This is a genomic window from Microtetraspora malaysiensis (genome assembly GCF_050947145.1).
In the GTDB taxonomy this organism is placed as follows: Bacteria; Actinomycetota; Actinomycetes; order Streptosporangiales; family Streptosporangiaceae; genus Microtetraspora_A; species Microtetraspora_A malaysiensis.
In genome coordinates, this window is sequence record NZ_CP191998.1 from 7,926,311 (window position 1) to 7,952,528 (window position 26,218).

The 26,218-nt window shown below is 71.2% G+C and carries 24 protein-coding genes; 13 read left to right on the forward strand and 11 right to left on the reverse strand.

The features are described from left to right. Nucleotides 1-159: 159 nt before the first annotated feature. From ACQP1V_RS37140 to ACQP1V_RS37150, 3 genes are all read right to left on the reverse strand, one after another. The gene (locus ACQP1V_RS37140; RefSeq protein WP_387411646.1) at nt 160-870 is read right to left on the reverse strand and encodes an alpha/beta hydrolase; all 711 of its coding nucleotides are present in this window, start codon (nt 868-870) and stop codon (nt 160-162) included. 62 nt (nt 871-932) lie between these two features. Beyond that, a complete protein-coding gene (locus ACQP1V_RS37145; RefSeq protein ID WP_433415269.1) occupies nt 933-1,286 on the reverse strand; it encodes an ATP/GTP-binding protein in 354 nt (117 codons plus the stop codon). A gap of 113 nt (nt 1,287-1,399) precedes the next feature. Then, nucleotides 1,400-2,908 (reverse strand): 3-hydroxyacyl-CoA dehydrogenase family protein, encoded by a 1,509-nt coding sequence (locus ACQP1V_RS37150; RefSeq protein ID WP_433415271.1) that lies wholly within the window; start codon nt 2,906-2,908, stop codon nt 1,400-1,402. A 68-nt stretch (nt 2,909-2,976) separates the two neighbouring features. On the opposite strand from ACQP1V_RS37150, the gene nucS reads away from it, so the two are divergent. From nucS to ACQP1V_RS37180, 6 genes are all read left to right on the forward strand, one after another. Beyond that, nucleotides 2,977-3,639: an endonuclease NucS gene (nucS, locus tag ACQP1V_RS37155; protein ID WP_433415273.1), complete on the forward strand. Its 663-nt coding sequence runs from the start codon at nt 2,977-2,979 to the stop codon at nt 3,637-3,639. 85 nt (nt 3,640-3,724) lie between these two features. Then, a complete protein-coding gene (locus ACQP1V_RS37160) occupies nt 3,725-4,558 on the forward strand; it encodes an ABC transporter ATP-binding protein (RefSeq protein ID WP_433415275.1) in 834 nt (277 codons plus the stop codon). Then, on the forward strand, nt 4,551-5,399 hold the full coding sequence (locus ACQP1V_RS37165) for an ABC transporter permease (protein ID WP_433415277.1): 849 nt from the start codon (nt 4,551-4,553) through the stop codon (nt 5,397-5,399). The genes ACQP1V_RS37160 and ACQP1V_RS37165 overlap by 8 nt, the downstream gene beginning before the upstream one ends. Continuing rightward, on the forward strand, nt 5,396-6,745 hold the full coding sequence (locus ACQP1V_RS37170; protein WP_433415279.1) for a sensor histidine kinase: 1,350 nt from the start codon (nt 5,396-5,398) through the stop codon (nt 6,743-6,745). Before ACQP1V_RS37165 ends, ACQP1V_RS37170 begins: the two co-directional genes overlap by 4 nt. Beyond that, nucleotides 6,742-7,359, forward strand: coding sequence for a response regulator (locus ACQP1V_RS37175; RefSeq protein WP_067124997.1), 618 nt, complete (start codon nt 6,742-6,744; stop codon nt 7,357-7,359). The genes ACQP1V_RS37170 and ACQP1V_RS37175 overlap by 4 nt, the downstream gene beginning before the upstream one ends. Nucleotides 7,360-7,543: 184 nt before the next feature. Continuing rightward, complete coding sequence (locus ACQP1V_RS37180; protein ID WP_433415282.1) at nt 7,544-8,149, forward strand: TetR/AcrR family transcriptional regulator; 606 nt, start codon at nt 7,544-7,546, stop codon at nt 8,147-8,149. A gap of 37 nt (nt 8,150-8,186) precedes the next feature. On the opposite strand, the gene ACQP1V_RS37185 is transcribed toward ACQP1V_RS37180, so the two are convergent. The 4 genes from ACQP1V_RS37185 to ACQP1V_RS37200 are packed head-to-tail and all read right to left on the reverse strand — an operon-like array spanning nt 8,187 to nt 11,944. Further along, a complete protein-coding gene (locus ACQP1V_RS37185) occupies nt 8,187-8,780 on the reverse strand; it encodes a response regulator transcription factor (RefSeq protein ID WP_433415285.1) in 594 nt (197 codons plus the stop codon). Next, the gene (locus ACQP1V_RS37190) at nt 8,777-9,958 is read right to left on the reverse strand and encodes a sensor histidine kinase (protein ID WP_433415288.1); all 1,182 of its coding nucleotides are present in this window, start codon (nt 9,956-9,958) and stop codon (nt 8,777-8,779) included. Before ACQP1V_RS37190 ends, ACQP1V_RS37185 begins: the two co-directional genes overlap by 4 nt. A gap of 10 nt (nt 9,959-9,968) precedes the next feature. Further along, nucleotides 9,969-11,069 carry an ABC transporter permease gene (locus ACQP1V_RS37195; protein ID WP_433415291.1) on the reverse strand — a complete coding sequence of 367 codons (1,101 nt, stop codon included), beginning with the start codon at nt 11,067-11,069 and terminating at the stop codon, nt 9,969-9,971. Next, nucleotides 11,066-11,944 carry an ABC transporter ATP-binding protein gene (locus tag ACQP1V_RS37200; protein ID WP_433415294.1) on the reverse strand — a complete coding sequence of 293 codons (879 nt, stop codon included), beginning with the start codon at nt 11,942-11,944 and terminating at the stop codon, nt 11,066-11,068. Before ACQP1V_RS37200 ends, ACQP1V_RS37195 begins: the two co-directional genes overlap by 4 nt. Nucleotides 11,945-12,003: 59 nt before the next feature. Between ACQP1V_RS37200 and ACQP1V_RS37205 the strand changes: the two genes are divergently transcribed. Then, on the forward strand, nt 12,004-12,126 hold the full coding sequence (locus ACQP1V_RS37205) for a hypothetical protein (RefSeq protein ID WP_433415297.1): 123 nt from the start codon (nt 12,004-12,006) through the stop codon (nt 12,124-12,126). 138 nt (nt 12,127-12,264) lie between these two features. After that, nucleotides 12,265-15,165 (forward strand): helix-turn-helix transcriptional regulator, encoded by a 2,901-nt coding sequence (locus tag ACQP1V_RS37210; RefSeq protein WP_433415299.1) that lies wholly within the window; start codon nt 12,265-12,267, stop codon nt 15,163-15,165. A gap of 6 nt (nt 15,166-15,171) precedes the next feature. Here the strand turns inward: ACQP1V_RS37210 and ACQP1V_RS37215 are convergent, their stop codons facing one another. Beyond that, nucleotides 15,172-18,609 (reverse strand): M28 family peptidase, encoded by a 3,438-nt coding sequence (locus ACQP1V_RS37215; protein WP_433415301.1) that lies wholly within the window; start codon nt 18,607-18,609, stop codon nt 15,172-15,174. A gap of 357 nt (nt 18,610-18,966) precedes the next feature. Between ACQP1V_RS37215 and ACQP1V_RS37220 the strand changes: the two genes are divergently transcribed. The 5 genes from ACQP1V_RS37220 (at nt 18,967) to ACQP1V_RS37240 (ending at nt 23,680) form a co-directional block, all read left to right on the forward strand. Then, the gene (locus ACQP1V_RS37220) at nt 18,967-19,557 is read left to right on the forward strand and encodes a cob(I)yrinic acid a,c-diamide adenosyltransferase (RefSeq protein WP_433415304.1); all 591 of its coding nucleotides are present in this window, start codon (nt 18,967-18,969) and stop codon (nt 19,555-19,557) included. A 77-nt stretch (nt 19,558-19,634) separates the two neighbouring features. Continuing rightward, nucleotides 19,635-20,810, forward strand: coding sequence for a sensor histidine kinase (locus ACQP1V_RS37225; protein ID WP_433415306.1), 1,176 nt, complete (start codon nt 19,635-19,637; stop codon nt 20,808-20,810). An 11-nt stretch (nt 20,811-20,821) separates the two neighbouring features. Continuing rightward, nucleotides 20,822-21,490 carry a response regulator gene (locus ACQP1V_RS37230; protein WP_433415309.1) on the forward strand — a complete coding sequence of 223 codons (669 nt, stop codon included), beginning with the start codon at nt 20,822-20,824 and terminating at the stop codon, nt 21,488-21,490. 118 nt (nt 21,491-21,608) lie between these two features. Next, nucleotides 21,609-22,862: a cytochrome ubiquinol oxidase subunit I gene (locus ACQP1V_RS37235; RefSeq protein WP_433415312.1), complete on the forward strand. Its 1,254-nt coding sequence runs from the start codon at nt 21,609-21,611 to the stop codon at nt 22,860-22,862. Between the two features lie 32 nt (nt 22,863-22,894). Then, entirely contained in the window at nt 22,895-23,680 is a 786-nt protein-coding gene (locus ACQP1V_RS37240; protein ID WP_433415315.1) for a cytochrome d ubiquinol oxidase subunit II, read from the forward strand. A 215-nt stretch (nt 23,681-23,895) separates the two neighbouring features. On the opposite strand, the gene ACQP1V_RS37245 is transcribed toward ACQP1V_RS37240, so the two are convergent. The 3 genes from ACQP1V_RS37245 to atpD all read right to left on the reverse strand — a co-directional run bounded on the left by ACQP1V_RS37245 (nt 23,896) and on the right by atpD (nt 26,213). Further along, complete coding sequence (locus tag ACQP1V_RS37245; RefSeq protein ID WP_387411680.1) at nt 23,896-24,294, reverse strand: DUF2550 domain-containing protein; 399 nt, start codon at nt 24,292-24,294, stop codon at nt 23,896-23,898. 23 nt (nt 24,295-24,317) lie between these two features. Then, the gene (locus tag ACQP1V_RS37250) at nt 24,318-24,719 is read right to left on the reverse strand and encodes a F0F1 ATP synthase subunit epsilon (protein WP_067125025.1); all 402 of its coding nucleotides are present in this window, start codon (nt 24,717-24,719) and stop codon (nt 24,318-24,320) included. 66 nt (nt 24,720-24,785) lie between these two features. After that, nucleotides 24,786-26,213, reverse strand: coding sequence for a F0F1 ATP synthase subunit beta (gene atpD, locus ACQP1V_RS37255; RefSeq protein ID WP_387411682.1), 1,428 nt, complete (start codon nt 26,211-26,213; stop codon nt 24,786-24,788). Between the last annotated feature and the right edge of the window lie 5 nt (nt 26,214-26,218).

Below are 26,218 nucleotides of genomic sequence, written 5' to 3' on the forward strand. Positions count from 1 at the left end.
ACCAGGGCGGCGGTCCAACCGACGCCCTGGTGCACGACACCCGCGATTCGAACGGTCCGCGCTTCAGACGCCGTCCTCGTCCGGCAGCGGCCCCGGGCCCGCTGCTCGCTCGACCAGTGGGCCCGGCCGCCGGCCTTCCGATGCCGGCTACGAGCTCCGTCAGACCTGGGTGGGCAGGGGGCCCGCGGCCGGGTTCACCCGCTTGACGATCTCGTCGAGCACGATCCGCACGTACGGCTCGCCCACCCACAGGTGCTTGGCGCCCTCGACGCCGACCACCTCGACCTGCGGCACCCGGGCGAACCGCGTACGTGCCTCGTCGGGCCGCAGATAGTCGTCGTGTTCCGGCACCAGCGCGACCAGGGGCCGGCCGAACTCCGCCCAGGCGTCCAGGTCGGCGTCCGTCGCGCGGTGGAGCGGCGGCGAGAGCAGGATCGCGCCCTCGACGAGCGGGTCCCGGCCCCACTTCAGCGCCAGCTCGGTGCCGAACGACCATCCGACGAGCCACGGGCGGGGCAGGTCGTGGAACTCGGCGTACTCCAGGGCCGCCGCCACGTCGAACCGCTCGTCCTGACCATGGCCGAAGGCGCCCTCGGACGTCCCCCGGTCCGAGGTGGTGCCCCGGGTGTTGAAGCGCAGCACCGCGAGGTCGGCCAGCGCGGGCAGCCGGTACGACGCCTTGCGCAGCACATGGCTGTCCATCATGCCGCCGTGGGTCGGCAGCGGATGCAGGCAGACCAGCGTGGCCGCGGGGGGCCGGTCCTCGGGCAGCGCGATCTCACCGACCAGCGTCAGCCCGTCGGCCGTGTGCAGCTCGATGTCCTCCCGCCGCGCGGGCAGCACCGTCGACGCCCGGATCTCCGCCACCATCGCCAAACCTCCTGCACAGTTCTTCTGAATAGCCCGTGAAACCCCGCCGACGGCCGCGGCCGTCAGTAGCGGGTGCGGCCGGGGCCGCGCTTGACCCGGTTGCGCCAGCAGGCGGTGTGCCAGTGGCGCCGCTCGTTCTCGCCGCCGGTCCAGTTGGGCCAGGAGACGAGGTGCGCGAGTCCGATCCTGATCTCCTGGTCGCAACCGGGGCAGCGGTAGATCTTGTCCGCCGCCCCGCCGATGATGCGCCGCACCTGCCACTCGCCGTCGGGCCATTCCTCGACCTGGCCGATGCCGAACCGCCCGGCGAAGCCCAGGCCCTCGTCGTCGGCCCCGTCTCCTCCGCGTCCGCCGTTCCCGGGACGCCGTGAGGGGCGCGAGGAGCCGTCAGAACGGCGGGCGCGGCGCGGGCTCACCGGGCCTCCTCGCGGACGCGCGCGGCCCACTCGGGACGCGTACGGACGGAAGGGTACGGCAGGGCAGAGGGCAGGAAAGGCGCGACGGGGGTCATGTCAGTCAGAACGAGTGGTCAGCCGGCGTATTCCCGGATGCTGCGCACGCCGGCCGTGACGAGCTGGTCGAGCAGCGGCACGGGGGCGAACGCCGGCTCGCGGTACTCCGCGTAAAGGGCGCGCAGCCCGTCCCTGACCGCCTCCAGGCCGATGGCGTCGAGCATCTCCAGCGGCCCCGCCGGATATCCGCAGCCGAGCCGCATCCCGGTGTCGATGTCGCCCGCGGAGGCGTACCCCGACTCCAGCATGCGGACCGCGTCGTTGAGATACGCGTACAGCAGGGCGTTGACGACGAACTCGGCCCGGTCCCCGCACATCACCGGGGTGCGATCGAGGATCCGCACCAGGTCGTGTACGGCCGCGGTGGTCTCCGGCGAGGTCAGCACGGTGGAGGCGACCTCGGCCACGCCGTCGCCGACGAGGTGCAGCCCGGCCAGCCGCTCGGGGTGCGGCAGCCGTACGGCGAGCTCGACGACGGGGCGGTCGGACAGGGCGAGGACCACGTCGGCGTCGCCGACCGGGGTCAGGTCGGCGCTTTCGGCGACCACGGGCTTGAACCCGGCGCGCTCGACGGCCGTGGCGAGCGTCGCCGCCTCCGGCCCGCCGCCGACGATCCCGACCGTGGACACGGAGGCCGCCTGGCGGGCCTCGGGTGTGGCGGGGGCGGCTTCGCCGTAGGAGTAGAAGCCGCGGCCGGTCTTGCGGCCGAGGAGCCCCGCGGTGACCAGTTCGCGCAGCACGGGCGCGGGCGCGTGCCGCCGGTCGCGGGTCTCGCGGAACAGGACCTCGCACACCTCGTAGGAGGTGTCCAGGCCGATCAGGTCGAGCAGCGTGAACGGCCCCATCGGCAGCCCGACGCCCAGCTTCATGGCGGCGTCGATGTCGTCGCGGCCGGCGACGCCCGCCTCCAGCAGGACGCAGGCGTGGTTGAGATAGCCGAGCAGCAGCCGGTTGACCACGAAGCCGGCGCGGTCGCCGGCCGTGATCGGGGTCTTGCCGAGGCTCCGGGCGAGCGCGGCGATGTCGTCGGCGAGACCGTCGTCGGTGACCACGGTGTGGATCACCTCGACCAGCTTCATCACCGGGGCGGGGTTGAAGAAGTGCATCCCGATCACCCGGCCGGGCCGGGACGTGCCGGCGGCGATCGCCGTGACCGACAGCGACGAGGTGTTGGTGGCGAGCACCGCCGACGGCTTGCAGACGCGGTCCAGGTCGGCGAACAGGACGCGCTTGAACTCCATGATCTCCGGGACCGCCTCGATCACCAGGTCGGCGTCGGCCAGGTCCGCACGGGAGGTGGTCAGGGTGACCCGGCCGAGGATCTCGCGCTGCGCGTCCTCGGTGAGCTTGCCCTTCGCGACGGCCTTGCCGGTCGAGCGCTCCAGGTGGCCGCGACCGCGCTCCAGGGCCACATCGTCGGCCTCGACCCCGATCACCCGGCGGCCCGACCGGGCGAAGACCTCGGCGATCCCCGCACCCATGGTGCCGAGTCCCACCACACCGACAGTCTCAAACGTCTGCGCCATGGGGTCAGTCTCGCAGAGGGGGCCGATCCGGCAGAGGGCAGGCGGCGCGACCGGTAGGGTTGGCCGCTATGCGGCTGGTCATCGCGCGGTGCAGCGTGGATTACGTGGGGAGGCTGACGGCCCATCTGCCCATGGCGCCCCGCCTCATCTTGATCAAGGCGGACAACAGCGTCTCCATCCACGCGGACGATCGGGCGTTCAAGCCGCTCAACTGGATGAACCCTCCGTGCAAGCTGCGCGAGGACGACGGCACCTGGACGGTGACCCACGGCAAGACCGGCGAGAAGCTCATCCTCACCATTGAGGAGGTGCTGCACGACTCCAGCCATGAGCTGGGCGTCGATCCGGGGCTCCAGAAGGACGGCGTCGAGGCGCACCTGCAGGAGCTGCTCGCCGAGCACATCACCACGCTGGGCGACGGCTGGACGCTGGTCCGCCGCGAGTACATGACGGCCATCGGCCCGGTGGACATCCTCTGCCGCGACCACCTCGGCGGCACGGTGGCGGTGGAGATCAAGCGCCGCGGCGAGATCGACGGCGTCGAGCAGCTGACCCGTTATCTGGAGCTGCTCAACCGCGACCCGCTGCTCGCCCCGGTCAAGGGCATCTTCGCGGCGCAGGAGATCAAGCCCCAGGCCCGCGTGCTGGCCACCGACCGTGGCATCGACTGCGTCACCCTCGACTACGACGCGCTGCGCGGCATCGAGCCGGAGAATCCCACACTCTTCTGACGTCCGGTGTCCACCGAACGGTGGACACCAGGATTCAGTCGTCCAGGGGTGTCCTGACGTAAAGCGCCGGTAGATCCTTGAAGGCGTGACAAACGCTATTGAGGTCCGCGGGCTGACCAAGCGGTACGGCGACGTCCAGGCGGTCAAGGGCATCGACCTCGACATCAGGAGGGGCGAGGTCTTCGCCTTCCTCGGTCCCAACGGGGCGGGCAAGTCGACGACCGTGGAGATCCTTGAGGGGTACCGCAAGCGGGACGCGGGCGAGATCTCGGTGCTCGGCGTCGACCCGGGCCGGCCGACCCGGGAATGGCGCTCCCGCATCGGCATCGTTCTGCAGACCGCGAACGACGCCGCCGAGCTGAGCGTGCTCGAGACGGTGCGCCACTTCGCGGGCTACTACCCGAACCCGAGGGACCCCGACGAGGTGATCGCCGCCGTGGGACTCTCCGACAAGGCGAACAAGCGGGTCCGCCAGCTCTCCGGAGGGCAGCGGCGGCGAGTGGACGTCGCCCTCGGCATCCTGGGCAACCCGGAGCTGATCTTCCTGGACGAGCCCACCACCGGTTTCGACCCCGAGGCCCGGCGGCAGTTCTGGGGGCTGATCGAGGGACTGGCGCAAACGGGCAGCACGATCGTGCTGACCACCCACTATCTGGACGAGGCCGAGGCACTGGCGGACCGGGTCGCGGTCATCGCGGGCGGCCGGATCGTCGCGGAGGGCGAGCCCGCGACGCTGGGCGGCCGGGACACCGCGAAGGCCGTCGTGACCTGGGAGGAGGGCTCGGTCGAGACGAGCACGCCGACCAAGACGATCGTGGAGCTGAGCCGCCGCTACGACGGAGAGGTCCCCGGCCTCGCTGTTCACCGCCCCACGCTTGAAGACATCTATCTGAAGCTGATCGAGGCCCCCCGTGACTGACACCGCCACCGGCACCGCCCCCAGTACGGCCGCCACGCGCGCGATGCCCTCCGCGCTGAAGCTCGGCCTGTCCCGCGGAGCGGTGGAGACGAAGATGTTCTTCCGTGAGAAGGACGCCGTCGTGTTCACCTTCTCCTTCCCGATCATCCTGCTCATGCTGTTCGGGTCGATCTTCGCCGGCCCCCTGGAGGGGTCCGGGGTCACCGTGTCGCAGCTCTACACCGCCGGGCTGATCGGGGCCGGGGTGATGGGCGCCGGCTTCCAGAGCCTCGGCATCGGCATCGCGGGCGACCGCGACGACGGCACGCTGAAGCGGCTGGCCGGAACGCCCATGCCGCGCAGCGCCTACTTCATCGGCAAAATCATCAACGTGCTGGTGATCGCGTTCCTGGAGGTCGTGATCCTGCTGGCCATCGGGGTCCTGATGTACGACCTGGACCTGCCCAGCCAGGTGTCGAGCTGGGTGACCTTCGCCTGGGTGTTCCTGCTCGGGGTCACCGGCGCGGCACTGCTGGGCACTGCGGTGAGCAGCCTGCCCCGCTCGGCGAAGAGCGCCGCCGCGGTCATCAGCATGCCGTTCGTGGTGCTGCAGTTCATCTCGGGGGTCTTCATCCCGTTCACCCAGATGCCCGAGTGGCTGATCAACATCGCCTCGGTGTTCCCGCTGAAGTGGATGTGCCAGGGGTTCCGCGCGGTGTTCCTCGGAGCCGACGGCGCCTCGCTTGAGCTGACGAAGTCGTACGAACTGGACCGAGTGGCCCTGATCCTCACCGCCTGGGTGATCGGGGGTCTGGTGCTGTGCCTGACGACCTTCCGCTGGAAGGGCCGTCGCGACGGATGAGCGCGTTCCGGCGCCGGGACCGGCGCTTCTCCGCCGAGGGCATCGCCGTCCCTTGTGAGGACGGCCCGCCCGGCGCCGGCCACGCGTGGAAGGCGTTCCACGGCTGGGAGCTGCTCTACGCCCTGGTGCTGGCGGCCACGGTCGCGCTCGTGTTCGCGGACGACGACCTGACCGCGGTCACCAGGGCGGTCGCGCTCGCGCTGCTCGGCTGCTGCACGGCCGGGTACCTGCTCCTCGGCCGCCCGGCGATCGGGGAACGCGGCGCCCGCGACCGCCGCGGCCTGCTCTATGTGGGCGTGATGATCGCGACCTTCGTCCCGGCCACGATCATCACGACGTCGGCGGCCATCGGGCTGTTCGCGCTCTGCCCGCAGGTGTTCATGCTCCTGCGCGACCGGCGGGCCGTCGCGGTGCTGTTGGCGCTGAACATCGGCCCCGTGGGCATGTTCCTGGCGGCGTACGGCACCGCCGCGAAGCTCGGGTTCGTCTGCATCGTCCTGATCGGCGTCGCGTTCGCCGGCGTCCTCGGGTCGTGGATCAGCCGCATCATCACCGAGAGCACCGAACGCGCGCGGCTCATCGAGGAGCTGTCCGCCAGCCGCGCCGAGGTCGCCCGCCTGTCCGCCGAGCGCGGCGCGCTGACCGAGCGCGAACGGCTGGCCCGGGAGATCCACGACACCCTCGCCCAGGGGTTCACCAGCATCATCATGCTCATCCAGGCCGCGGAGTCGCAGCCGGGGGCGGCGCCGGGGTCACGGCATCTGGCGCTGGCCGTACAGACCGCCAGGGAGAACCTGGCGGAGGCGCGCGCCCTCGTCGCGGCGCTCGGCCCGGTCCCGCTGGACGGGTCCACCCTGGACGAGGCGCTGCGGCGACTCACCACCCGGCTGGGCGAGGAGCTGGGCGTCCAGGCGTCCTTCGCGGTCGAGGGCGTCTCGCGCGCGCTGCCCGCCAACAGCGAGGTGGTGCTGGTCCGGGCGGCGCAGGAGGCCCTGGCCAACGTTCGCAAGCACGCCGCCGCGTCGGCCGTCCAGGTCCGCCTCGTGTACGGTGCGGCCGAGGTGACGCTGGTGGTCCGCGACGACGGGCGCGGGCTCGGCCCCGGCCCGACCTCGGGGTACGGCCTGCGCGCCATGCGGAGCCGCGTCGAGCAGGAGGGCGGTGCGTTGAACGTGACCGGTTCGGGGACGACGCCCCCGAAGACCGGCTCCATGACCGACGCGGTGGCCGGCCCAGCGAGAGGACCGGCGAGACGCACGGCGACCAGATCGGGGACGACGCTGACCGTCACCCTGCCCGACCCGGCGCCGCCGCCGATTCCCGAGAAGGAGAGTGACGTTCCGTGATCCGCCTGATGATCGTGGATGACCACCCCGTCGTACGCCAGGGCCTGCGCGGCATGTTGGAGTCCGCCCCAGGCGTGGACGTGGTCGGGGAGGCCGGCTCCGGCGAGGAGGCCGTCGTACGCGCCCGTGATCTGCGGCCGGACGTCATCCTCATGGACCTGCGGATGCCGTCGGGCGACGGGGTCGACGCGACCAGGCTGATCCTGGCGGAACGCCCGGAGAGCCGGGTGATCGTGCTGACCACGTACGAGACCGACCAGGACATCGTGCGGGCGGTCGAGGCGGGCGCGGCCGGCTACCTGCTCAAGGACATCTCTCGCGCCGACCTGCTCGGCGCGGTCGAGTCGGCGGTGCGCGGAGAAACCGTGCTGGCCCCGTCCGTCGCCACGAAGCTCGTCACGCGCATGCGCGCGCCCGTCGCCGAGTCCCTGTCGCCGCGCGAGGCGCAGGTGCTCTCGCTCGTGGCCCGAGGGCTGACGAACGCGGAGATCGGGACCGAGCTGTTCATCAGCGAGGCGACGGTGAAGACCCACCTGCTCCGCGTCTTCGCCAAGCTCGGCGTCTCCGACCGCACCGCGGCCGTCACCACCGCGCTCGGCCGCGGCCTCATCTGACCGTCGTTACGCCCCGTAAAAGGGTGAATCACGATCGAATACAAGGGTGAATTGACCAGCTTGTCAAGTAAATGTCCTTCCTTTCGGGCGGCCGAAAGCGCTAATTTATAGATACTTTCGCATAAAGGATCTTGCGTCCATAATGGTTCCTTCTGGGGGGTCATTGACGGCGTGAGGTGAAGTAGTGGCGGGACGCGAATACCGGGGGATGTCAGCCGAGCAACGGCTGGCCGACCGAAGAGAGCGGTTGATCACGGCCGCGTACACGCTGTTCGCCAATCCAGGCTTCCACGGCACGACGATCGAGCGGCTGTGCGCGACCGCCCGCATCTCCAACCGGGCGTTCTACGAGTGCTTCTCGGGGCGCGACGACCTGATGCGCGCGGTCTACGACCGATGCGTGGAGGAGACGCTCGCCTCCGTGTCGGCGGCCATCGAGCAGGCGCCGCCCATGTTGGACGACCGCATCGTGGCCGGCATCGGAGAGTACGTCCGGTTTGTAACGAAGGACGCCCGGCGCGCCCGCGTGATGCACGTGGAGGTCCGCCGCGCGGGCGACGTCCTCAGCGGCGCCCGGCAGCGCTCCGTGCTGGAGTTCAGCAAGGTGATCGAGCGCGCGGTCGACGACGTGCAGCACCGCCCCCCGCTGGAGTCCCACCTGCTCGCACTCGGCGTGATCGGGGCCATCACGGAGCTGCTCATCGAGTGGGTGCTGAGCGACCCCGCTCCCCCCGTGGACCGGCTCGTCGCCACGGCGATCCACATCTTCCGCAGCTCGTTCCACCCTTGACATCGGCGAGCGCGACGCAGGAGCCCGGGCGCGGGCCTCAGATCCACCCCATGTCCTGCGCGACGCGGATCGCGGTGATGCGGTTTCCCCCTCCCAGCTTGCTGATGGCGCTGGACAGGTAGTTCCGGACGGTCCCCTCGGTGAGATGCAGTTCGGCGGCGATCCGCGCCACCGACGCGCCCTTGCCCGCCAGGGCCAGCGCGTCGCGCTCCCGCTCCGTCAGCGGGTTCTCCCCCGCGGTCATCGCGGCGGCCGCCATCTCCGGATCGAGGTAGCGGCCGCCCGCGTGCACCTTCCGGATGGCGCGGGCCAGCTCCTCGGCCGACGCGTCCTTGGGCACGAATCCGCGCACCCCGGCCGCGAGCGCCCGCCGCAGGTATCCGGGCCGCCCGAAGCTGGTCAGGATCAGCATCGCCCGGCCGGGCAGGCTCTCCGCCACGGACAACCCGTCCATCCCCGGCATCTCGACGTCCAGCACCAGCACGTCCGGTTCGTGCTCCCGTACGGCCTGGGCCACCAGGTCGCCCCTACCGACCTGGGCGACGACCTCGATGTCGGCCTCCAGGCCGAGCAGCATGGCGATCGCCTGCCGGATGAGCCGCTCGTCGTCGGCGAGCAGGACGCGGATCATGCCCCGACCTCCACGGGCAGCGGGGCGACCGCGCGCAGGACGAACTCGCCCGATCCCGTGGGCCGCGCCTCCAGCGTGCCCCCGACCGCCGCCATGCGCTCGCCCAGCCCGGCCAGGCCGCTTCCGACGTCCTCCGCCCGGTGAGCCGCGCCGTCGTTGCGCACCTCCAGCACCGCCTCCTCGTCCGAGTGCCGCACCGTGATGTCGCATCGCGACGCCGAGCTGTGCCGCAGCACGTTCGTCGCCGCCTCGCGGACCACCCACGCGAACACCGGCGCCACCTCCTCCGGCACCTCCCGATGCGGCAGATGCAGGCGGCAGGTCACCCCGGCCGCCTCCAGAACCCCGCGCACCGTCGTCAGCTCGGCGTCGAGGTCGAGCCGCCGGTAGCCGCGCACCGTCTCCCGCAGCTCACGCAACGCCGTCCGGGCCAGGCCGCGAACCTCGGCCATCTCATCCCTGGCCGCGTCGGCGTCCGCGCCGGTGAGCCGTACGGCGAGCTCGCTCTTGACCGCGATGGCGGAGAGCTGGTGGCCGACCAGGTCGTGCAGGTCGCGGGCGAAGCGCAGCCGCTCCTCGGCGACGGCCAGCCGCGCCTGGGCCTCCCGTCCGGCGTGGGCCTCCTCGGCGAGCCGGTAGATCCACACCCAGAGCCGGTTCGTCCAGGGGAAGAGTGAACACATCACGAGGTAGTAGACGATGACGCCGACCACCCCGCCGGCCGTGGTGGTCGTGTCCAGCGAAATGCTGGGATCCGTGCCGGCCAGCGCCCCGAGCACGCCGAACGGGGCCACCACCACGGCGGTGCCGGCGCCGAGCAGCACCGCGACCCGGCGCGGCACGCCGATCGCGGCGAGCGACAGCCACGCCAGCGGCACGAACCCCCACCCGGTCATCTGCGAGCCGCCGGCGATCGTGACGCCCAGCGACAGGGCGCCGGCGGCCACGACGTCGCGCACCGGGTAGCGGTGGGCCAGGACCGCGCCGGTGATGCGGAAGAAGAAAACGCTGAAGGCGACGAGCCCGGCGACGGCGAGGAGGGCGCGGGGCCAGGTGAGGATTCCCAGACCCAACGCCGCCGCCGTCGTCACGGCAACCAGGAACCAGACCAGGATCAGCGTCCCGTTCAACGTCCATCGGACGACCTTGCGCGCCCGGTTCAGTCCCTCAGCCACCATTTACTCCACTTTATCGACCTTTGGCCACGTCAAGAAGCCGCACCCGCGCGCCCGTGCGCAGCACGGCCCGCTCGTAGATCCGCGCGGCCAGCAGCGCGACCGCCACGGCCGCGGCGGCCATCGCGACGGCGGAGACCGCCACCTGCCAGAAGGGGACCTCGGCCGCGGCCGCCCGCACCGGCATGACCATCGACGAGAACGGCGGGACGAACGACGCGATCGTGGCCACGGTGCCGGTGGGGTCGGAGGTCGAGTAGAAGGCCACGCCGTACGTCACCATCATGGTCATCGTCATCGGTGTCAGGACGTTGCCGACCTCCTCCTGCCGCGAGACGAGCGAGGCCAGCATGGCGGCGAACGCCGCGAAGAAGAGGTAGCCGAGGACGAACCACACCACCACGCCGACCACGATGCCGGCCATCCCCGGCGGGAAGTCGACCGCCAGTCCCGATGCCAGCGCGCCGACCAACCCCGCCGCGATGGCGGCGACCAGGTTGATCAGGCCGACGACCCCCAGCCCCAGGATCTTTCCGCCGAGGAGCTGCACGGGGCGAACCGACGTGAGCAGGATCTCGACGATCCGACTGCTCTTCTCCTCGACCACACCCATCGCGACCATCATCGGCGTACCGATGACCAGCATGAACAGGATGACCACCAGCACGACCGCGATGCCGGTGCGGGTCTTCTGGTAGCGCGTGTCCGCGCCGACGGACTGCATGGCGAGCGGGGTGACCGTGACCCCGGCGGCGCCGATCTGGGCCTCGCGGTGCGCGCTCTGCAGCAGCAGCCCGAGCTGGTCGTCGATCCGGCCGTCGGTCAGCACCCTGGTGCCGCCGACGAGCGCCGCGTCCACGTCGCCGTCGAGCACGGCCCGCTTGGCCGCGGCCTCGTCGGCGTAGTCCTTCCACTCGACCTTGGCGTCGCCCCACACCTGCAGCCGCTGGGAGGCGACCACGCCCACCTTGAATGAGTCCGAGCCACCCAGGATCTTCGGCGCGAACGCGACCGCCCCGACCAGCAGCGCCGAGATGACGAGGCTGATGACGAACGACTTCGACCGCACCTGGGTCCGGATCTCCCGCCCGGCCACCAGCAACAATCCGTTCACGCCACCGCCTCCTTGAAGATCTCGGTGAGCGTCGGACGCTCCACCCCGAAGTGTTCGACCCGTCCCGCGCGCATCGCGGCGCGCAGCACGCGCTGGTCGTCGTCGTCCTGCGTGACCAGCACCTCGCGACCGCCCTCGACGGTCAGCTCGCCGGCCAGGTCCTGCGCCCATCCCGGCTCGGGATCGGCGACGATCACACGCAGCTTGCGCCCCTCGGCGGCCCGCAGTTCGTCCACGGTGCCGCTCGCGACCATCCGCCCGGCGGAGATGATGCCGACCGAGTCGCACAGCCGCTCCACGAGTTCGAGCTGGTGGCTGGAGAAGATCACCGGCACGCCGCTCCTGGCCCGCTCGCGCAGCGCCTCGGCCAGCGCGTCCACCGCCAGCGGGTCGAGCCCGGAGAACGGCTCGTCCAGGACGAGGACGTCGGGGTCGTGGACCAGGGCCACGGCGAGCTGCACCCGCTGCTGGTTGCCCAGCGACAGCGACTCGACCGCGTCCTTCGTGCGCTCGGTGAGCCCGAGCCGCTCCACCAGGTCGCCGGCCGCCTTCCTGGCCGCCGCGGGTGACAGCCCGTGCAGCCGCCCGAAGTATTCGACCTGATCGGCGACCCGCATCTTCTGGTACAGGCCGCGTTCCTCCGGCATGTAGCCGAACCGCCGCCGCTCCGCGAAACCCAGCGGAGCGCCCTTCCATCGCACCTCACCGGAATCGGCCTGCATGACGCCCATCACGATCCGCATCGTGGTCGTCTTGCCCGCGCCGTTCGCGCCGACGAAACCGAACATCTCGCCCGGCCGTACGGCGAAGCTCACCCGGTCCAGGGCGACCTTGCCCGTCCCGAAAGTCTTGCGCAGTTCCTGCGTCTCCAACATGTGACAGATCATTTCGCGCTCCGCCGGACGCCTGTAGACGTCGATATCAAACCTTCCGGATGACATATGTCATGTGGTCGTTCCTGGCCCGTTTGGCGCACGCCGGCGACGACGAAGCGGCCACCCATCAGGCGGGCGGCTACGTGGGCGCCCGTGTCAAGAAGGCGGGTCCGAGCGTCTGAGCGGGTTCACGCCGGAACGTCGCAGGACCCGGCACCGACCGGGCTTACGGGGATACGCGAGGGTTGACCATGCTTGATCGATATTGGATAACTGAGTTCCGACACGGGGAGTAAACCCGCGCTGTTACGGAGCCGCCCATGACCGGCCCTGCCTCCCTGGCCCAGGTGGGCCGCGACGCCCAGTTACGGACCCTCCTCCAGGCGGCCGGCAGCCCGCCCGCGGTGATCCTGGTGCAGGGTGAGGCAGGCATCGGCAAGACCCGCCTGGTCCACACGGCGATCGAGCGGTTACGCGCCGACCGCCGCACCGTGCTGCTCGGCCACTGCCAGCAGCTCAGGGAGCCGTTCCCGTACGGCCCGGTGTTCGACGCGCTGCGCCACGCCGCCGCCGCGCTGCCCGCCGGCGACCGGCTCAACCCCGTGACCGGGGCGCTGCGCGGATACCTGCCCGAGCTCACCGGGCACCTGCCGCCCGCGCCCTCGCCGCCGCCGCTCGACGACGCGCGCGCCGAGCGGCACCGGCTGTTCCGCGCGGTGCACGCGCTGCTCGCCGCCGCGGCACCCGCCGCGCTCGTCGTCGAGGACCTGCACTGGGCCGACGACGGCACCCGGGACCTGCTCTGCTTCCTCACCGGCCAGCCACCGGAGGGCCTGGCGCTGGTGGTGACGTTCCGCAGGGAGGACCTCCCCGTGCCCGGCCTGCCGTTCGGGCGCGCCTACCGCCGCCGGCCCGGCGTGCGCAGCGAGGTGATCACGCTGGCCCCGCTCGACGTCGAGGCCGTGGGAAGCCTGACCAGCGCGCTGCTCGGCGGCGCCCCGGTGCCGAATGACTTCGCCACCCGGCTGCACGAGCGCACCGCCGGAGTGCCGTTCGTGATCGAGGAGGTGGTGCGCTCCCTGCTCGACGACACGGGCCGGTTACCCGGCGGCGAGGACGCGCCCGAGGTGCTCGACCGCATCCCCGTGCCGCTGCTGCTGCGCGAGGCGATGGCCGAGCGGCTCGCCGGGTTCTCCCCCGCCGCCCTGCGCGCCGTCCGCGCGGCGGCCGTGCTCCGGTTCGCCGCCGACGAGCCGCTGCTCGCCGCGGTGGCCGGCGCGGAGGGCCCGGACGCGGACGCGCACGAGAGCGGCCTGTCGGAGGCGCTGCGGGCGGGCGTCCTGCTCGAACACCCCGACGGCCAGTACGGCTTCCGGCACGCGCTCGCCCAGCAGGCCGCCTACGACGCGATCCCGGGGCCGGACCGGCGGCCCATCCACAGGCGGGCGATGACGGCGCTCTCCGCGCTCGATCCGCCGCCGCTGGTACGGCTCGCCTACCACGCCAGGCACGCGGGCGACCTGGCCGCCTGGCGGCGCCACGGCGCGGCGGCCGCCGATCACGCCGCCGCCGTCGGCGACGTGCCCCTGGCGGTCGAGGTGCTGGAAGGCATGCTGGCCGACCCGAAACTGCCGCGCGACGCCCGCGGCCCACTCGCGCTGCGGCTGAGCAGGATCGCCGCCGTCGGTCTGTCGTACCGGCGGGTGGTGCGGCTGCTGCGGCATCTGCTGTCGGACGGCTTCCTGTCCCGCCACGTCCGCAGCGAGGCGCGGCTCAACCTGGGCGTGCTGCTGGCGAACCAGGCCGGCGCGAACGCCGCGGGACGGCAGGAGATCCTGGCCGCGCTGCCCGAGCTGCACGACCGGCCCGACCTGGCCGCCCGCGGCCTGGCCCTGCTGGGGCTGCCCGCGTGGGGCGGCGAGCCGCTGGACATCCACGAGGCGTGGATGGACGAGGCGGAGCGGCTGCTCGCGTCCGGCGAGGACCAGGATCCCGAGCTGGCCGCCGCCGTCCACGCCAACAAGGTCACCCTGGCCATGCTGGTGGGCTCACCCCACGCGTTCACCCTGGCCTCGGCGCTGCCGGAGAACCATCCGTCGGCGGCGGTGCGCAGGCAGGCGGCGCGGGCGTACTCGAACCTGTGCGACGCGGCGACGGCGCTCGGCCACTACGGCGCGGCCGAGAAGTACGCGGCGCGCAGCAGGAGGATCTCCGACGAGAGCGGGGCGCTCTACCCGGTGTACCTGGTGGAGATGTCGTCGATCAGGCTCGACTGGCTCACCGGACGGGTGGAGGGGCTGCGGGAGCGCGCGGTCGCGGCGGTGGAGATGACGGTGGAGGCGCCGCTGCTGGCCGTGGAGGCGCGGCTGGTGCTCGGCATGCTCGCCCTGGCCAGGGGTGAATGGCAGGAGGCCGGGGAACAGCTCGACGCGACCGGCGTGCGCGACCCCGACTCCGGATACCTGCCGGTGACCGCGCCGGCGTCCGCCGGCCTGATCGAGCTGCACCTGACCCGCGACGCGCTGGACGCCGCCCTGGCCGAGACCGAATGGGCGGTGGGCCGGCTGCGCCGCAAGGGCCTGTGGGTGTGGGGCGACCAGGTCGTCCCGCAGGCGATGGCGGCGCTGCTCAAGGCCGGACGCGCGGACGAGGCCGCCGATCTGGTGTCCGAGTTGGCGGCGGGCGTCGACGGCAGGACCGCGCCGTCCGCGCACGCGGCGCTCGACCTGGCCCGCGGCGGACTGGCCGAGCACGAGGGACGACGCGACGAGGCGGCGGGACACTACGCGCGGGCCAAGTCGGCCTACGAGGGGATGCCCCGCCCGCACGCCGCCGCGCGAGCCGCGGAGGCGGAGGCGGGCGCCCGGCTCGGCCTCGGCGAGCGCGAGGAGGCCGCCGCCCTCGTCACCCGCGCGGCCGAGCGGTACACGGCGCTGGACGCCACCCGCGACGCGGCCCGCTGCCGCCGCCTGCTGCGGGAGATCGGCGCGGCCGGTCCGGCGCGCCGGACCAGGAGGGCGGGCGTCCTGTCCCCCCGGGAGGCCGAGGTGGCCAGGCTGGTGGCCCTGGGCCGTACCAACAGGGAGATCGCCGAGGTGCTGTTCCTGTCCCGCCGCACGGTGGACACCCACGTCGCCCGGGTGTTGCAGAAGCTCGGCGTGCGCACCCGCAACGACGTGCGCGAGCCCCGGCCGGACGACCGGCCGGGGCCCGACTACTGACCGCGGTCAGACAGTGATGCTCCAGGAGTCCAGGTAGCCCTGGTCACCGAGGTAGACGTCCTCGATGTCGAGCACCCACGTGCCGGACGCGTTCTGGCTCACCGGGACCGAGAAGGTCCTGGTGCCGTACGGGGTGCAGGTCGTGCCGCCGTACGCGTCCACCAGGTACCAGGTGCCGTTGGGGCCGCGGAGCCAGATGTCCAGGTCCTCGGCACAGGGGTGACTGATGGTGATGGACAGCTTGACCGGCGACACCGCCGCGCCCGACGCCGTGGACATGATCGTGCTCTGCGCGTTCGACCAGTCCCGGATGGCGACGCGCGTGTTGTTGGTGAACGTCCTGTTGTCCGTGGTGCTCTGGACGGTCAGCGCGTACGTGGTGGTGTGGGTGCCGGTCTCGCCGACGCCCGTCACCGTCACGGTGTAGGAGCCGGCCGGTGTGGTGGCCGCGGTCGAGATCGTCAGGGTGGACGAACCGCCCGAGGTCACCGACTGCGGGGTGAACGAGGCCGAGGCCCCGGTCGGCAGACCGCTCGCGGACAGGTTCACCGTCTGCGCGGTGCCCGCCGTGGTGGCCGAGCCGATCGTGGAGGTGGCCTGCGCGCCCGCCTTCACCGTCCCGGACGCCGGGTTCGCGGAGATCGAGAAGTCCCGCGTCGGCGGCGTGCCGGTGCCGGCCGCCTGCTTCCAGACCGCGTACATGGCCGCGTCAGCCGCCCGGTCGAGGATGGTGTCGTTGATGTTGCTCGTGGTGTCGCACGAGGCGTGGTAGCAGGAGTCGTACGCCCGGCTCGCGGTGCCGCCCCACTTGGCCGCCTGCGCCGCCGTCTTGGTGTAGCTGGCGCCGGCCGCCACGCCGGAGCTGGCGATGCCCGCGTTCCGGAAGGAGGCGTCGTCGGAGCGGTTGGCGCCCTCGGTGTTCTCCTCGGGCTGGAGGTTCAGCTTGTCGTAGAACTCCTTCAGGTACTGCGCGCCGGCGGTGGTGATGTTGTTGATGAAGTAGCCGCCGTTGGGCGAGCCCACCATGTCGTAGTTGTAGTAGACCTTGATCTTCGACCGGTCGGTGGAGCTGAGCGAGCTGACGTAGAAGGCCGAGCCGTTCAGGCCCTGCTCCTCGTCGGTCCACCAGCCGAACCGCACGTGCTTGGCCAGGCTGGGGTTCTTGCTCGCCAGGGTGAGCGCGACCTCGAGCAGGGTGGCCGAGCCAGAACCGTTGTCGTTGATGCCGGGGCCGGCCGAGACGCTGTCGAGGTGGGCGCCGGACATGATGACCTGGCTCTCGTCACCGCCCGGCCAGTCGGCGATCAGGTTCGGACCGGCGCCGCTGGTGCAGCGCGAGGTGCAGCTCTGCCTGGTCACGGTGTAACCCGCGGCCTTCAGCTTGTCCTCGACGTACTGCACCGACTGCAGGTAGCCGTTGGTGGTGGACCTGCGGGTGCCGCCGTTACTCGTGGCGATGCTCTGGAACTGCGTCAGGTGGCCCTTGACGTTGGTGACGCTGACATCCGGCGGGTCACTGCCGCCCGGCTCCTGCCCCACCACGAGGCTGTAGGTGGCGCTGTGCGCGGTCGAGCCGGTTCCCGTCACCGTGATCTGGTACGAGCCCGGCGCGGTGGCGGCGCCGACCGACAGCGTCAGCGTCGAGGAGCCGCCCGAGGTCACCGACGACGGGTTGAAGGACGCCGTGGTGCCGCTCGGCAGACCGGACGCGGAGAGGGCGACCGTCTGGGCGGAGCCCGAGGTGGTCTGCGTGTTCACCGTGACCGTCGCCTGCCCGCCGGGCTGCGCGTTGCCCGACGTCGGGGTGAGCGTGAGCGAGAAGTCGCCGGTGGTGGTGCCGCAGGCGGGCTCGTTCGACGCCGCCGCCACGCTGATCGCGCTCCACGCCGCCTTGGTGGTGTTGCACTCGGCGCTGCCGGCGCCGAACAACTCGATCGCGGCCGCCACGGACGCGGCGCGCGCGTCGGTGTAGCGCCACGTGGACGTCTTGCGGTTCAGCGCACCCAGGAAGATCTTTCCGGCGTTCTGGATGCCGACGCCGGTCACCGACGACGGCCCGCCGGAGCAGATCGGGCTGGACGGCTTGCCGCCGCCGGGGTTGTTGCCCTCGGCGAGCAGGTAGAACCAGTGGTTCAGCGGCCCGGCCGCCGAGTGGACCTCGGTGCTCGGGATCGAGGACGAGTAGCAGTTCGGGTCACCGAGCGCGCTCGGGTTGTACATGTTCCGGATCGGCCCGCTGCCGACGAGATCGACCTTCTCGCCGACCAGGTAGTCCGGCGGGTCGTTCGGGTCGTTCGCGTAGTGCTCGGTCAGCGCGCCGAAGATGTCGCCGGTGGCCTCGTTGAGCCCGCCGTTCTCGTTGCCCGAGCCCGCGCCACCCGGCGTCGTCTGGAAGATCGCGTGGCCGAACTCGTGCGCCACGACGTCGATGGTCGTCGCCTGCCGGGCGTTGTCCTGGCTGTGCCCGAAATTGGTGTAGCTGCCGTTCCAGTACGCGTTGACGTCGCTCAGCCCGACCCGGGCCGGGTAGCCCCGGCCGGAGCCGTTGATGCCGTTGCGGCCCAGCCAGTCGCGCAGCATGTCCCACTCGCGCTGCACGGCGTAGAGGGCGTCCACGCAGGCCGTCTCCAGGTTGGTGCCCGAACCGTTGCCCCACGCGTCGTCCGTGCCGGTGTAGGCCGAACCGGTCTGGCCGCCGCACTGGATGCCGGGCCGGCTCGTGTCGGTCATCGAGTACGAGCTGCCCGAGCCGCTCGTGCCGATGGTGACCTGGCCGTAGTAGTAGCCGTTGCCGGTGCCCTCGCGGACCAGGTCGTAGGAGTCGGCGACCTTGCCGGTCTTGGCGTCCACGAAGACGTGCTGGACGCTGGGCTTGCCGTCGGCCAGGCCGGAAACGGTCGCCTCCCACGCGAGCCGCGGCCCGTCGCCCCACGCCAGCACGACCAGGCGGGGCTCGGCGGAGTCGTCCACGCGGGACAGTCTGGACTTCGCCACGTCGGTGGCCCGCGCGGCACTGATCTTGGGGCTGGTCGGCACGTCGGCCGCGCTCGGCCCCGTCGCCGCCACGGTGTCGCGGACGTGCCCGGCCGCGTCCGTCACGACGACCGCGTCGCCGCCGACCACCGGCAGTCCCTTGTACGTGCGCTCGTAGGCGACGAAGTACATGTCGCCCGCGCTCGGCGTCACCGCGATACGGCGGTACGCCTCGTCGGGTCCCCTTCTCAGCTCGTCGATCCCGCTGGCGACGGCCTTGTCCGCCACCGCCGCGGCGAGCGACGCCGGATCTGCCGCGGCGACCGTCGCCGGGTCCGCGGCGATCCGCTCAGGGGCCTTGTACCGGTCCTTCGAGGGGCCCGGTGGGGCGGCGGCGCCGGCGGGGGAGGCCAGCAAAGCCACCGACGCGGCGGTAGCCACGCCGACGGCGGCCGCGAGTAAGCGCTTCACGCTGTCGTGCTCCTTTCGGCGGATTCCCCGGGCCGGCCACCGCTGAGCGCGCGCCTGCGGGCGCGGGCCGAGGGGTCACGCGGTGACGGGACGGGGAATCGGGGGGTGAAAGAACATGACGAAGAGGTGAGCGAACCGTTTCGCGCCTCATTGCCGCCAGACGCTAAGCTCCGCGCCGCCGCGTGGAAATCCGTATGGCCATCGGTAAGCGATACCGATAATTCGTCGGCCCTGGTCACGCATGACCAACTGGCGGGGGCGTCCGGCCCGGGCGCGAGAACGCGGTCACGAGAAGGCCGGCCGAGACGGAGGATCGCGCCTCCGAGCGGCGGGCGGCGCACCGTTACGCTGGCCCGTATGACGCGTGCTGACAACGACAAGCCGGTCGTTCTTTCCAAGATCTACACGAAGACCGGCGACGACGGGACCACCACACTCGGGGACTTGAGCCGCACGTCCAAGACCGATCCACGGCTCGCGGCGTACGCCGACGTGGAGGAGGCCAACGCCGCGATCGGCGTCGCGCTGGCGATCGGCGGGCTGCCCGACGACATCCCGGCCGTCCTCCGACGGGTGCAGAACGAGCTCTTCGACCTCGGCGCCGACCTGTGCGCCCCCGTCAAGGAGAACCCGGAGTACCCCCCGCTGCGGGTGGAGGAGTCCTACATCGCGTGGCTGGAGGAGCAGTGTGACCGGTTCAACGCGGATCTGAAGCCACTGCGGAGCTTCATCCTGCCCGGGGGAACCCCCGGCGTCGCGCTCCTGCACGTCGCCCGTACGGTCGTCCGCCGGGCCGAGCGGTCCGCCTGGGCCGCCCTGGAGGCCCACGACGACGTGAACCCGCTGACCGCGAAATACCTCAACCGGCTGTCGGACCTGATGTTCATCCTGTGCCGGATCGCCGCCGACGGCGACGAGATCCTCTGGACCCCCGGCGCTACGCGCTGAACGTGCCTTTCACGCGTCCGAGCAGGCGACCGGCAGACCCCGTGGGCACTCCACGAGCGATGCTCTAGGGTGCGTTCGTGGTGATTTCAGAGCTTCGGGGGATCACGGCGAGCACCATCAGCACCGTCCTGGTGAGCGCCGGCGTCCTCGCCGGGACAGCCGTCACCTGGATCGTCAATCGGGACGTGACACCGCGCCTCGCCGATGTGCTCCTTCCGCTCGTCGCCTGCGCCGCGCTGCTGTTCCGCCGACGCCACCCGGTGCCGGTCCTTGTCGCGGTGACTGCGGCGTGCGGCCTGTACTACCCGTTCGCGGCGCTGGACGGCCCGCTCTTCCTGGCCGTCCTGGTCGCCCTGTACACGGCCGCCGACCTGGGACATCTCGCCGCGGCGATCACCGTGGCCGCGGTCGGGCTGCTCATGATGGGCTACGGCGAGGTCCTCGGCCCGAACCGCCACCTGGACGACAGCGAGTTCCTCCTGCTCGCCGGGTGGATGGTGGCGAGCGTGGCCATAGGCGGGGTGACGCGCAACCGCCACGCCTACCTGGAGGAAGCCCGCAGGCGTTTGGCCGAGGCCGAGCGGACCAGGGAGGAGGAGGCGCTGCGCCGGGCCGTCGAGGAGCGGCTGAGGATCGCCAGGGAACTGCACGACGTGATCGGCCACAACATCTCCCTGATCAACGTCCAGGCGGGCGCCGCCCTCCATCGGATCAAGGAGCGGCCCGAACAGGCCGAGCCCGCGCTGGCCGCCATCAAGGAGACCAGCAAGGAGGCGCTCCGGGAACTGCGGGCAACACTCGGCGTGCTCCGCCAGGTCGACGAGGAGTCCCCGGTCGCTCCGGCGCCGAGCCTCGCCCGCGTGCACGAACTGATCGAGCGGACCGGCCTCACCGTGCGGACCGAACTGGTGGGCGAGGCACGGGACCTGCCCGCCGAGGTCGACCTCGCGGCGGTCCGCATCGTGCAGGAAGCGCTCACCAACGTCTCCCGCCACTCCGGCGGGGCCGCCGCCCTGGTCACCATCCACTACGGCGAGGAGGATGTGACCGTACAGATCGACAACGGCATGTCCGGCGACGCGACGGCACACGACGTGGAGGCATCCGCCGAGAAGATGTCCGGCGGCGGCTTCGGCCTCAAGGGAATGCGGGAGCGCGCCACGGCCCTGGGCGGCTCGTTCGAGGCCGGACCTCGTCCCGGCGGCGGCTTCCGCGTCTTGGCCCGCATCCCGACACAACCCGCGTCCCCCTGAAAGGACCCCCCGTGATACGCGTGCTTCTCGCCGACGACCAGACCCTGGTGCGGGCCGGCTTCCGGTCCATCCTCGGCGGCGAGGACGACATCGAGGTGGTCGCCGAAGCCGCCGACGGCGCGCAGGCGGTGCGGCTCGCCCGCGAGACGAGCCCGCACGTCGTGCTGATGGACATCCGTATGCCCGAGCTCGACGGTCTGGAGGCCACCAGGCGGATCGCCGCCGACCCGCGCCTGGCCGAGGTGAAGGTCATCATCCTGACCACCTTCGACCTCGACGACTACGTGTACGGCGCGCTCCGCGCGGGCGCGAGTGGCTTCCTGGTCAAGGACACCGAGCCGATCGAGCTCATCCACGCGGTACGGGTCGTGGCCAGGGGCGACGCCTTGATCGCCCCGTCGATCACCCGGCGCCTGATCTCCGAGTTCGCCGGCCGGGTGCGGCGCCCCGAACCCGGTCCCGAGCTCAACGGCCTGACCGAGCGTGAGCGCGAGGTGATGTCCCTGGTCGCCGCGGGCCTGTCCAACGACGAGATCGCCGCCGAGCTGGTACTGAGCCCGGCCACCGCCAAGACCCACGTGAGCCGCATCATGACCAAGCTGAACGTCCGCGACCGCGCCCAGCTCGTGGTGCTGGCCTACGAGGCGGGCATGGTCACCCCGAGGTGGCTCGCCGGCTGACCGGCACCTGGCCACAACCCGGGGAGTACGGCTCGCGGCGACATGCGACTTCCGGAGTACGGCCGTTGCCCACTCAGGCGGGACGCGCGGCGGCGAGCCGTACCCGAAGCCTGTGTTCATGGACACGCTCGACCTCGCCCGCCTGCAGTTCGCCCTGACGGCGGGATCCCACTTCCTCTTCGTCTCGCTGACGATCGGCCTGGCCACGCTGGTGGCCGTCGTCCAGACCTGGGTCACCCTGACCCGCAGCCCCGTGCACGAGAGGATGACGCGGTTCTGGGGACAGTTGTACGTCATCAACTACGCGATGGGCATCGTCACCGGCCTGGTGATGGAGTTCCAGATCGGCCTGACCTGGAGCGGCCTCACCCACTTCGCGGGCAACGTGTTCGGCGGGGCCCTGGCGATGGAGACGCTCATGGCGTTCTTCGTCGAGTCCACGTTCCTCGCGATCTGGATCTTCGGCTGGAACCGGCTCAACCGGTGGGCCCACCTGGCGGCGCTCTGGGTGGTCACGATCACCGCCTACGCCTCGGCGTACTGGATCCTGGTGTCCAACGGGTTCCTGCAGAACCCCGTCGGCTACCGGGTCGTGGACGGCGTGCTGCAGCTCACCGACGCGGCCGCCGTGCTCACCAACCCCGCCGCCGTAAGGGCCTTCCTGCACATCCTCTGCGGTTCGCTGGTGGTGGCCGCGTGCTTCATGGCCGGGGTGAGCGCCTACCACCTGCGCAGGCGGACCGGTGAGCAGGAGTTCTTCCGCAAGTCGCTGCGGATCGGCGTGTCCGTGACACTGCCCGCGGTGGTGGCGACCGCCTCGTTCGGAGGCCTCCAGTTCGGCCTCCTCCAGCCGACGAAGCTGGCCGCGTACCAGGGCGACACCCAGCTGATGACGCGGCTGCAGGCCGAGATGACGGCGACGCACGGCTCGGGTGACTACCTCCCGCCCACCGGGCTGGTCATGGGCGGCGCCTTCGTGATGCTTCTGGTCTTCGCCGTGCTGCTGTTCACGTCGATGGCGAACTTCCTGCTCATGATGGTCCCCGCAGCGGTGCGCCGGTTCCGGCTGTGGCACGTGCTGCTGACCGCGATGATTCCGCTGCCCTTCGTCTCCATGCTCGCCGGCTGGGTCTTCCGCGAGGTGGGCCGGCAGCCGTGGGTGGTGTACGGGCTGCTGACCACGGAGCAGGCGCTGTCGGACGTGTCCCCGGCGGCGGTGCGGTTGTCGCTGATCGCGTTCGGCGCGCTGTTCGGCGTGCTCATCGTGCTCAACACCTGGCTGCTCGCCCGCCACGCCCGCCGTGGGCCGGACGCCGTCGCGATCGGCCGTACCTCTCTGCCGGCGGAACCGGCGCCTGTCATCGCCTTCTGAGGCTCGTCCGGCCATCGATACGGAGCACAGACATGGAAATCCTTCTTCTCGCCTTCTACGCCGTCGGCTACTTCGTCCTCGGCGGCGCGGACATCGGCGTCGGAATGCTGCTTCCCTACCTCGGGCGCACCGCGGACGAGCGCCGCCGGGTCCTCTCCACGATCACGCCGCTCTTCCTCGGCAACGAGGTCTGGCTGGTGGCCGTGGCGGGCGTCCTCACGGGCGCCTTCCCCCTCCTCGAAGGGAGGCTGCTCAGCGGGCTGTACCCCGTCGTCGTCGCGCTGCTCATCGGCTGGATCGTCCGGGACGTCGGGCTGTGGACACGCGGGCGGGTCGACCGGGCCGCCTGGCGCGCCATGTGCGACACCGCCGTGGTGGCCGGGAGCTGGACGGTGGTGCTGAGCTGGGGGTGGATGTTCGCCGGTTTCCTCTCCGGGGTCGTCGATCGTCCCCTCACGGAGCCCGCCGCGCTGCTGGGGATCCCGGCCATCGCCGTGCTCTTCGCCACACACGGGCTGGCCTTCGCGGCGCTGCGGCTGCGCGGACGCCTGCGGACCCGCGCGCGGGGACTGTCCGGAACCTCGGGGGCGGGCGTGACCTTCGCCCTCACCTCAGGTGGAATGGCTCTGCTGTGCGTCTTCGCCGGGCTGCGGTTGCCGCTCGCTCAGTCCACGGCGGACCCCGCGACGCTGGCTCTGCTCACCCCCGCGCTGCTGGTGCTCACGCCACTGCTGGTGGCCGCCCAGGTGTGGATGTGGTGGATGTTCACGCGTCCCGCCGATGCCCGCACTCTCCGAAGCATGGAGACGAGCAACTGATGCGGCACCCAACCATCACGCGCTCGGGGCGCGGCGGTGTCTGGACTGAGGAACGAGTGGGGAGCGAGGGACGAGCGACCCCGAGAGACGAGGGAAGACATCGACTGAGGGCGCCCCGAGCCCGCGCGAGCGAAGCGAGCGCAAATAGACACAGTGACGAGGGACGACATCGCCTGAAGGCGCACCGAGCCCGCCGCGCCGGAGGCGCGGCAATCCTAAGCAGCGTCCAGGTAGGCGCTGGGCGGGGCGGATTCGATCCAGGCGAGGAAGCCGGTGAGGGCGTCCTCGCTCATGGCGAGGGCGAGCGGGCCGCGTTCGGCGGAGCATTCGACCGCCCAGTAGCCCTCAGGCCCCTCGCCGCTGCCGAGACGCCTGCGCCGGGAAACCGTAAGGCCGCGCCTCGCGATTGCGTGGCGCGGCCTCAGGCGGAGTCCGAAGAACGGGATCCAGTGCAGCTCTCCCCCGGTGTAGCGGGCTACCCCGGCTTTCCAGCCCTGGTTTCCCGTACGTACCCGACAGACGACGTTGCCCCGGCTCATGGCCAGGGCGAAACCGCGTACGACGAGGAGGGCAGCGACAAGGGAAACGCCGGCGAAAACGTCGAGCGCCACCATCGCCGCCCTCCTTCAGAAAAGAATCAGACCTCTTCCCCGGCTGCGCGCAGCCGGGCCCTGGCACGCTTGGCCGCCAGACGGATGTCCGCGTCCTCCTGGCCGGCCTCGATCGAGGACTGCGCCCGCTGGAGCGCGTCCCTCGCGGCGGCCACGTCGACCTCGGAGCCGAGCTCGGCCGCCTCGGCCAGGATCGACACATCGTTGTTCGCGACGGAGATGAACCCGCCGTGAACCGCGGCGACGAGGTCGCTCTCGCCACCGCGCTTGACGCGAAGAACACCGCCCTCGACGAGGACCCCGAGTACGGGAGCGTGTTCCGGCATAATACCGATCTCGCCGTCCACGGTCTTCGCAATCACCATGTCGGCCTCGCCCGACCAGATCTCACGTTCCGGCGACACGACGCCAACGCGAAGCTTTGCCACTTCAGGGCTCCCTTTCGATAGACGCCTGTACGGCTCACGCGGAGCCGTACAGGCGTCGGAGGCGTCTTAGCGCTCGAGTTCCTTCGCCTTGGCGATGGCCTGGTCGATGCCGCCGACCATGAAGAACGCCTGCTCGGGCAGGTGGTCGTACTCACCCGCGCAGAGGCCCTTGAAGGAGGCGATGGTCTCGTCCAGCGGAACGAACTCGCCCGGCTGGCCGGTGAACGCCTCGGCGGCGTACATCGGGTGCGAGAGGAACCGCTCGATGCGGCGGGCCCGGTTGACCGTGACCCGGTCTTCTTCGGAGAGCTCGTCGATGCCGAGGATGGCGATGATGTCCTGCAGCTCCTTGTACTTCTGCAGGATTCGCTTCGTCTCCTGGGCCACCGCGTAGTGCTCGTCGCCGACGACCTGCGGGTCGAGGATCCGCGAGGTGGAGTCGAGCGGGTCTACCGCGGGGTAGATGCCCTTCTCCGAGATCGGACGCGAGAGCACCGTCTGGGCGTCGAGGTGCGCGAACGCGTTGTGCGGCGCCGGGTCGGTGATGTCGTCCGCGGGCACGTAGATCGCCTGCATCGAGGTGATCGAGTGACCACGGGTCGAGGTGATGCGCTCCTGGAGAACGCCCATCTCGTCGGCCAGGGTCGGCTGGTAACCCACCGCGGACGGCATACGGCCGAGCAGGGTGGACACCTCGGAACCGGCCTGGGTGAACCGGAAGATGTTGTCGATGAACAGCAGCACGTCCTGCTTCTGCACGTCGCGGAAGTACTCCGCCATGGTCAGAGCGGACAGCGCGACCCGCAGACGGGTGCCCGGCGGCTCGTCCATCTGGCCGAAGACGAGGGCGGTGTCCTTGAGAACGCCGGCCTCGTCCATCTCCAGCCAGAGGTCGTTGCCCTCACGGGTGCGCTCGCCGACGCCCGCGAACACCGAGGTGCCCGAGAACTTCAGCGCGACGCGGCGGATCATCTCCTGGATCAGAACGGTCTTGCCGACGCCCGCGCCGCCGAACAGACCGATCTTGCCGCCCTTGACGTACGGCGTGAGCAGGTCGATGACCTTGATGCCGGTCGGCAGCATCTCGGTGCGCGACTCGAGCTGGTCGAACGCCGGGGACGGACGGTGGATGCCCCACTTCTCGGTCACCTGGAGCGACGCGGTCGGCACGTCGAGGGACTCGCCGAGGGCGTTCCACACGTGGCCCTTGACGACGTCGCCGACCGGCACCGAGATCGGCGCACCGGAGTCGGTCACCGCGGCGCCGCGAACGAGGCCGTCGGTGGGCTGCATCGAGATGGCTCGGACCACGTTGTCACCCAGGTGCTGGGCGACCTCCATGGTGAGGGTCTTGGTTTCGCCGCCGATGGTCACGTCGACGTTCAGCGCGTTGTAGATGTCCGGCATCGCCTCGACGGAGAACTCCACGTCGACGACGGGACCCTTGACGCTCGCCACGCGACCAACGGTGGCCACGGCGGTCTCAACAGTCATTGTGG

Bases quoted from the DNA above. Each gene is read 5' to 3' on its own strand.
- ACQP1V_RS37185 (WP_433415285.1), bottom strand. From the start codon at position 8,780: ATGATCCGCGTCCTGCTCGCCGACGACGAGCGGCTCATCCGGCAGGCG.
- ACQP1V_RS37150 (WP_433415271.1), bottom strand. From the start codon at position 2,908: ATGGCGCAGACGTTTGAGACTGTCGGTGTGGTGGGACTCGGCACCATG.
- ACQP1V_RS37190 (WP_433415288.1), bottom strand. From the start codon at position 9,958: ATGGTGGCTGAGGGACTGAACCGGGCGCGCAAGGTCGTCCGATGGACG.
- ACQP1V_RS37170 (WP_433415279.1), top strand. From the start codon at position 5,396: ATGAGCGCGTTCCGGCGCCGGGACCGGCGCTTCTCCGCCGAGGGCATC.
- ACQP1V_RS37245 (WP_387411680.1), bottom strand. From the start codon at position 24,294: ATGGTGGCGCTCGACGTTTTCGCCGGCGTTTCCCTTGTCGCTGCCCTC.
- ACQP1V_RS37140 (WP_387411646.1), bottom strand. From the start codon at position 870: ATGGTGGCGGAGATCCGGGCGTCGACGGTGCTGCCCGCGCGGCGGGAG.
- ACQP1V_RS37220 (WP_433415304.1), top strand. From the start codon at position 18,967: ATGACGCGTGCTGACAACGACAAGCCGGTCGTTCTTTCCAAGATCTAC.
- ACQP1V_RS37210 (WP_433415299.1), top strand. From the start codon at position 12,265: ATGACCGGCCCTGCCTCCCTGGCCCAGGTGGGCCGCGACGCCCAGTTA.
- nucS (WP_433415273.1), top strand. From the start codon at position 2,977: ATGCGGCTGGTCATCGCGCGGTGCAGCGTGGATTACGTGGGGAGGCTG.
- atpD (WP_387411682.1), bottom strand. From the start codon at position 26,213: ATGACTGTTGAGACCGCCGTGGCCACCGTTGGTCGCGTGGCGAGCGTC.
- ACQP1V_RS37200 (WP_433415294.1), bottom strand. From the start codon at position 11,944: ATGTTGGAGACGCAGGAACTGCGCAAGACTTTCGGGACGGGCAAGGTC.
- ACQP1V_RS37205 (WP_433415297.1), top strand. From the start codon at position 12,004: ATGACATATGTCATGTGGTCGTTCCTGGCCCGTTTGGCGCACGCCGGC.
- ACQP1V_RS37240 (WP_433415315.1), top strand. From the start codon at position 22,895: ATGGAAATCCTTCTTCTCGCCTTCTACGCCGTCGGCTACTTCGTCCTC.
- ACQP1V_RS37235 (WP_433415312.1), top strand. From the start codon at position 21,609: ATGGACACGCTCGACCTCGCCCGCCTGCAGTTCGCCCTGACGGCGGGA.